Origin of the sequence: Longimicrobium sp., assembly GCF_036554565.1 — a bacterium.
Classification (GTDB): domain Bacteria; phylum Gemmatimonadota; class Gemmatimonadetes; order Longimicrobiales; family Longimicrobiaceae; genus Longimicrobium.
In genome coordinates this window covers 1-4,786 of the sequence record NZ_DATBNB010000470.1, presented here as the reverse complement: position 1 = coordinate 4,786, position 4,786 = coordinate 1, and the positions used below count along the sequence as shown (strand labels likewise).

Genomic DNA, 4,786 nt, shown 5'->3' with positions numbered 1-4,786 from the left:
CGGAAATCGCAGCCCGGGATAGGTGAACGTCTGCGTGGGGGAGGCGTTGCCGCTCAGCCGCAGGGTGACGTTGGCAAGGTCCTGCTCGTTGCGGTAGCGGCCCACCAGCGCCACCTGCGTTCCCTTGAACAGGTCCGGCAGGGCGCGCGGGTATACGAGGTCCGTGCGCACCTGGCCCATGTCCAGGCGCAGGTTGGTGAGCACGGGATGGTTCACCTTGTCGAAGAAGGCCGAGACCTTCACCTCGATGTCCTCGTTGGGCGCCACGTAATCCGCGGTGCCGCCGTTCTCTGCCGCCACGCGGTCCAGAAGCCGCGTGTTGACGTCGTACCCCACACCGAAGGTGAACAGCCGCACGCCCTCCGCCCGCGCGCGCTCCACGTTGCGGATGATCTGGTCCACGTCCGTCACGCCGACCGTAGGCAGGCCGTCGGTCATGAACACCAGCAGCCGCGGGCGGGTCGACGTGCGGGGAAACTGCCGCAGCCCCTCCGTCAGCGCGTCGTTGATGTTGGTGCCGCCGCGCGCCTGCAGTTCCTGGACGAAGCGGGCGCCGCGCGCGCGCCCGGCCGCGTCGGCGGCGATCAGCCCCTCTTCCATCAGCCGGGTGTCGCCCGAGAACGCCACCACGTTGTAGCGGTCGCCCGGGTTCAGCCCGCGGATGCCGTACGCCAGCGCCCGCCGCGCCTCTTCCATCTTCCCCGCCTCTTCCATCGAGCCGCTGACGTCCACCACGAAGACCACGTCCTTGGCGGGGTATTCACGGCGCTGCGACTCGGAGGTGGGCGAAAGCAGAAGCAGGAAGTAGCCGTCCTTTCCCGGCTCGCGGTAGGTAAACAGCGACATTCCCACCTCCGCCTCGGAGAGCGAGTAGAAGAGCTGGAAGTCGCGCCGTTCGGAGCGGGGACCCTGCTCGAAGCTCACCCGCGCGTCGCCGCCCCCCTGCCGCCGCACGTCGACCTGGTGGCTGGGCGAGTACACCGTCCGCAGCCCGCCGCGCGCGGCGATCCTCACCTCGCCCGTCAGCCGCTCCACCCGCGCCGCGTTGCGGCCGATGCCCAGCGGGTAGCGATATCCCACGCTGCCGTTCTCGGCGCGCAGCACCTGGGTGTAGGTGAGCTCCAGCTTCTTGGTGCCCCGCGCGGGGATGGGAAAGATGCGCGCCTGGAACAGGTTCTGGCCCGCGTACTCCAGCAGCCCGGGGTCGCGCACGCGGCGGACGATGTCCTCGTAGATGCGCCGGGCCTCGTCGCGCGGCCGCACCTCGCCCTCCAGCCGCCGGTTGCCGTCCCAGATGGCGAACTCGGTGATGGACGCGTCGTCCGGGAGCGGAAAGAAGTACGTGCCCTCCATCACCTGGTCGTGCTCGTTCCGGAACACCTGGGTGACGTGCGTGGTTGCGACCTGGCCCTGGATGGTGGTCTGGAACGATACCGATTCCACCGGGATGCTGGGAAAGCGCTCCGGCTGGGGCCTCGGACGGCGGCAGTCGGGGCAGGGCCCGGGAACGATGATCCCTTGCGCCGCGCCGGGCGTGGCCGCGCCCAGCAGCACCAGGGCGATCAGGAGGGAAGGGATGCGCATGGGGTCCTCGGACGGACGGGTGATGAACAGCGTGGGCACTCCGTTGTACTCGCGGGGGACCGGGTTGGGTTCCGTCGAGTGCGTGAGTGCGCGAGTGCTGAGTGCGAAAGTGCGAAAGTGCGAAGTTAACGTTCGGGCGGCGCCCCCTCTGACCCGGACGGCGGCTCCGGATCGCGAAAAGCCCCCTCGTCCGGGCGGATGAGGGGGCTGTCGAGGGCAGAGCGGGCTGCGATCAGGCGGTGGCGTGCACCAGCCCCACGAGTTCTTCCGCCACGTGCACGCCGGCGACCTCGGCCACGGCGGTGCTGTCGGGGAGCCCCGGGCCGCCGATGACGATCTCCGTTTCCGGCGGCGCCATGTCGCGAAGCTCGCGCACCAGCCGGCGGAACTCGGCCGTGCCCATCTGGTTGACCACCGAGGTGCACAGCAGCGCCGGGCGGCGGGTCTGCACCACCCGCTGCACTTCGTCCATCGGCAGGTCGGCGCCCAGGTACAGCACACGCCAGCCGCGCGTAGCCAGGTTGATGCAGATGCCCATCAGCCCGAACTCGTGCCGCTCGCCCGCCAGCCCCACGCACACCGCCTCGGGGCCGCGCGCGGTGCCGGTGTCCAGGTCTTCCATGATCCCCGCCAGCTTCTCGCGGATCAGGGCGCTGGCGAAGTGCTCCTCGGCCACGCCGATCTCCGCGCACGCCCACAGGTCGCCCACCTCGCGCACCAGCGGAAGCAGCACCTCTTCTACCCGGCGCACCGGCGGCAGGTTGGAGATGGAGTCGTACGCCTCGAGCGCGCCGCGGCGGTCGAAGGCCAGCAGCGCCCCGAGCATGCGGGCGCGCGCCTCGCGCACGGACGGCCCCGCGCCATCCGCCGGAAGCGGCTCGGAGCCGCGGCGCACGCGCGTGATGGCCTCGCCAATCGTCAGCCCCTCGTCTACCAGGGCCTTGATCCGCGACAGCATGGCCACGTCTTCGTCCGTGTACAAGCGGTAGCCGGAACCGGTGCGGTCCGGCGCCACCAGCCCGTACCGGCGCTCCCAGGCCCGCAGCGTGGCCGGGTTGATGCCCGTCAGGTGGGCGACTCGCTTGATGCGATATGTCATCGACGTCCCTCGATCAAGAACCGGATGCCTGCCCGCGACGAGCCGGGCGGCGCTTGCAGGGCCCGGGCCATCCTCCCGAAGGCGACCTCCCGCATGGGCAGGAGTTCTGCACAGGTTGGAATCTCGTTGTACAGGGCTTGCCTGGCAAGGCGTGTGATTCGCGAATTCCACCCGATTGCAGCCGTGCGGCCGGATTTGCGTATGCTCATGCGGCGCGGGCGCTTGCCTTACGTGGGTCTTGGTCGCGAGGTTGCACTGTTTTGGTGAAAGAACGGGCCGAATCCTGTGCGTCAAGGCCCGTCAGGGGCGGCAGGGTTGATGCGACCGCTGCCAGTGTCGTCGGAGATCGAGGGAGCGATGGAGAACCGGTTCGAGTTCGATGGGGGCGAGGTGCGGGCGCTGCTCGACGAATCGCACGGGGCCCGCGAGCGCCTGATGACCGAGGCGCAGCGGCTGATCGCGGCCGGCATAGACCTGGCCGCCGACCCCGGCCAGTGGGACGGCGAGGTGAACCACCCGGGCACCGGCGCGCCTCCCGGGCTGTGGCTGATGAACGACCGCGGCGTGTACCTGCGCAGCAACGCCAAGAAGCGCGAAGCCGGCAGCGTGGCGTACGCGGCCGGCTTTCGCTCCGACGTGCAGGTGGGCGACGAGCCCATGTGCGAGTTCCTGGACGGGGCCCAGCTGGCGCCGGTGCAGGCCGGCGACACGCTCATCGTGACCGTTACCGAGCAGAAGCTGCGGCTTTCGCTGCGCCGCCCCGGGTAGGACTGCGGTCAGCCGGCCAGCGCGGGGGTGGCCTGCTGCTGCTTGTGCAAGCTGATCGTGGCCATCAGCGCGCGGTACGACATGCCCGTGAAGACCACCCACAGCACCACGCGCCCGATGAAGAAGGAGCCCCCGAACAGTGCCAGCGCCTGCATGAGGACCATGACGGCCGAGAACGCCAGCAGCAGCCCCGCGGCCACGCGGCTGTGCATTTCCTTCAGCGCGAACGCCAGCGCGCCCACGACGAGCCCGTCCGCGTACCAGTACTCGCCCACGTCGCTCCGGAACAGGTAGCCGACCACCAGGCTGAAGCCCGCCACCCAGAAGAACCGCTTCGCCGCCAGGTCGATGGCGTCGACCGCTTCCTGGTCGGCGAAGTCCCGGGCCAGGGAGGCGGGCGCGGGCCCGGCCAGCGCAGCCGCGTTGGCGGTCGTTGGCGCCGCGAAGTAGGCGAACGGGTCCGCGGAGGTTTTCGCGGGCTCGCGATGCGTCAGGTGCTCGCCGTTGGGAAGCGCCACCCACTGCACCACGGGGTTCAGGATCCCGCAATGCGGGCACGATCTGGCGCTGGCGGCGGCCGGCTGGCCGCAGTCACGGCAGGGCTTCATGGGAAGGGATTTGACTGGTGTATGGCGGGAAATTCGGTAAACAAAATGCGGTAAATTCCGTGTGGACGCAAGGATTTCAGCGCCGCCCCAGCCCCGCCGCCTTCCACACCCACCAGATGAGCACCAGCTGCAAAGGAAGGCGCACCAGGAGCAGCGTCACCCGCAGCAGGTCGTCGCCCGAGGCCTGGGCGTCGGTGTACATCTGCAGGTTCGCGGGCCACACTGCCACCAGCAGCAGCACCAGTCCCCACCCCGCGGCGCGCCGAAGCCGGGGCACGCACAGCCCCACGCCGCCCGCCAGCTGGCACGCGCCGCTCGCCATCACCAGTTCGCGCGGCCAGGGCAGGTACGGCGGCATCACGCGGACGTACATGTCCGTGATGGCGAAATGAAGCACGCCGGCCACCACGAAGATCGAGGCCAGCGCCATCCGCGACGTGCCCGCGGCAATCCCGATGTACATCCGTTCCCGTTGTTGCAGCGTTCCCTGTCCAAGGTTTGGTGCATGTGCATTAGCCGGGCCGGGTGGCATGCTCGGTGCGCCCGTTGCTGTCCACATCCATCCAACGGAGAGGGAGAGCGATGCTGGGACGCGCGAAGGGCGGGGACGATGCGGCGGCCGTGGAGGCGGTGCGCGGGGCGGCGGTTCCGCTGCACGGAGGCGAGGGCGACTGGGACGCGCTGCTCGAACTGGTGGGCGATGCGCGCTTCGTGCTGCTGGGCGAGG

The 4,786-nt window shown here is 69.9% G+C and carries 5 protein-coding genes; 1 reads left to right on the top strand and 4 read right to left on the bottom strand.

Going from position 1 to position 4,786, the window contains the following annotated elements:
- Both VIB55_RS12930 and VIB55_RS12925 read right to left on the bottom strand, forming a co-directional pair.
- Window positions 1-1,623 (bottom strand): VIT and VWA domain-containing protein (locus VIB55_RS12930; RefSeq protein ID WP_331877065.1); only part of this gene is annotated, 1,623 nt, incomplete at its 3' end.
- Window positions 1,624-1,816: 193 nt separating this feature from the next.
- Window positions 1,817-2,683, bottom strand: coding sequence for a MerR family transcriptional regulator (locus VIB55_RS12925; RefSeq protein WP_331877064.1), 867 nt, complete (start codon window positions 2,681-2,683; stop codon window positions 1,817-1,819).
- A 318-nt stretch (window positions 2,684-3,001) separates the two neighbouring features.
- On the opposite strand from VIB55_RS12925, the gene VIB55_RS12920 reads away from it, so the two are divergent.
- Complete coding sequence (locus VIB55_RS12920; RefSeq protein ID WP_331877063.1) at window positions 3,002-3,451, top strand: hypothetical protein; 450 nt, start codon at window positions 3,002-3,004, stop codon at window positions 3,449-3,451.
- Between the two features lie 8 nt (window positions 3,452-3,459).
- Here the strand turns inward: VIB55_RS12920 and VIB55_RS12915 are convergent, their stop codons facing one another.
- Window positions 3,460-4,059: a zinc ribbon domain-containing protein gene (locus tag VIB55_RS12915; protein ID WP_331877062.1), complete on the bottom strand. Its 600-nt coding sequence runs from the start codon at window positions 4,057-4,059 to the stop codon at window positions 3,460-3,462.
- Between the two features lie 76 nt (window positions 4,060-4,135).
- A complete protein-coding gene (locus VIB55_RS12910; RefSeq protein ID WP_331877061.1) occupies window positions 4,136-4,522 on the bottom strand; it encodes a DoxX family protein in 387 nt (128 codons plus the stop codon).
- Window positions 4,523-4,786: the final 264 nt, after the last annotated feature.

Bases quoted from the DNA above. Each gene is read 5' to 3' on its own strand.
- VIB55_RS12915 (WP_331877062.1), bottom strand. From the start codon at position 4,059: ATGAAGCCCTGCCGTGACTGCGGCCAGCCGGCCGCCGCCAGCGCCAGA.
- VIB55_RS12925 (WP_331877064.1), bottom strand. From the start codon at position 2,683: ATGACATATCGCATCAAGCGAGTCGCCCACCTGACGGGCATCAACCCG.
- VIB55_RS12910 (WP_331877061.1), bottom strand. From the start codon at position 4,522: ATGTACATCGGGATTGCCGCGGGCACGTCGCGGATGGCGCTGGCCTCG.
- VIB55_RS12920 (WP_331877063.1), top strand. From the start codon at position 3,002: ATGCGACCGCTGCCAGTGTCGTCGGAGATCGAGGGAGCGATGGAGAAC.